The sequence below is a fragment of the Streptomyces sparsus genome (assembly GCF_054776295.1).
In genome coordinates this window covers 1-1,386 of sequence record NZ_BAAHCA010001142.1, presented here as the reverse complement: position 1 = coordinate 1,386, position 1,386 = coordinate 1, and the positions used below count along the sequence as shown (strand labels likewise).

Genomic DNA, 1,386 nt, shown 5'->3' with positions numbered 1-1,386 from the left:
CGCCGCCCACGGCGGCAGTGCCGACGGGCACATCGCCCACCTGGGACAGGCCGGGGCCCGCATCTCGCTGGTCGGCGCCGACGGCCAGTGGGGCGACCTCGTCGCCGGCAGCGTGGAGCAGGCCCGGGAGGCCGCCGAGCAGGCCGGCCTCACCGTGCACGAGGAGTTCGACGGCGAACTGGCCGCCCGGGTCCGCACCGGCCCCTACGAGTGGTCGCGCATGGCCGGCATCCAGCTCGGCGGCCCGAGCAATACCTGAGCGGTGCCCGCCGCGTTAGACCGGGCATGGAGCCCCTCGTCGACCAGTACAGCCGTGGAGCCCTGCACGGGGAACTGGGACTGGGGGCGTTCGAGACCCGACTGGCCGTCGCCGCGGGCGGTGGGACCGCGCCCGCCCCGGCGGGGGCCACCTTCTTCGACAGCCGCCTCGGACTCGCCGTCCGCCGCTGGTGCCCGCCACTGCTCGGTCTGGAGCCGTACTGCTCGCCGGTGCGCTGCCTGGCCCGGCGGCGGGAGCTGGGCGCCTACACCGCCGGGCGGGCGCTGCTGCGCGGCAGCGGCATCGGGACCTTCCTGGTGGGTCCCGACTCAGAGACCGGCGGTGAGCTGACCACCCCCGCCGAACTGGCGTCCGCGGGCCGGGCGCAGGCGTACGAGGCGGTGTGCCTGGGCCAGCTCGCCGCCCAGGTCGCCGACACCTCCGGCACCGTCGGAGCCTTTCTCACCAACGCGGCGGAGGCCCTGCACGCCGCCGCCCGGCAGGCCGTGGCCTTCGTGTCGGGAGGCGGCTTCCTGGAGGGCTCGGCCCCGGGGCTGCCCGAGGTGCTGCGCGCGGCCGGACGCTGGCTGCGCGACCGGGAGCGGCCACCGGAGCCGGTGGTCGTTCGCCACCTGCTGTGGAGCGCGCTCACCACGGGCCGCCCTGTCCAGGTGCACTGCGGTGATCCGGCCGGTCTCACGGACTTCCTGCGCACCACCGGTGGCCTGGGCGCCACCGTGGTGCTGCTGCCACGGCACCCGCACCACCGGCGCGCCGCCCAGCTGGCGGCGGCCTTTCCGCACGTCTACGCGGACGTCGGACCCGACCCGGCACGGACGCTGGGCGAGGCGCCCTTCGGCAAGCTGCTGTTCTCCAGCGGGGCCCGCGCGCTGCCGGAGCTGTACGTCGTCGGCGCCCGGCAGTTCGTCTCGGCGCTCGACCGGCTGCTGGTGTCCTGGGTCGCGGAGGGGCACTGCCTCCGGGCCGACGCCGACCGGGTGGCGGCGATGGTGTCGGGCGGCACCGCCCGCCGGGTCTACCGGCTGGACGACCGGCCGAGCGCGGGCGCCCTGGCCGTCCGGCGGCCCTGACCTCCTGACCGCTCGCCGCCTGACCGCTCGGCCAGG

The 1,386-nt window shown here is 77.0% G+C and carries 2 protein-coding genes; both read left to right on the top strand.

Features of this window, described 5'->3' with window-relative positions; all coding sequences use genetic code 11:
- A partial coding sequence (locus tag ACYVE9_RS26970; protein WP_461030512.1) for a hypothetical protein occupies positions 1–259 on the top strand: 259 nt, incomplete at its 5' end.
- A 26-nt stretch (positions 260–285) separates the two neighbouring features.
- Positions 286–1,350, top strand: coding sequence for an amidohydrolase (locus ACYVE9_RS26965; protein ID WP_461030511.1), 1,065 nt, complete (start codon positions 286–288; stop codon positions 1,348–1,350).
- Positions 1,351–1,386 lie beyond the last annotated feature (36 nt).

Excerpts from the sequence above, each read along its gene's own strand:
- ACYVE9_RS26965 (WP_461030511.1), top strand. The coding sequence starts at position 286 with ATGGAGCCCCTCGTCGACCAGTACAGCCGTGGAGCCCTGCACGGGGAA.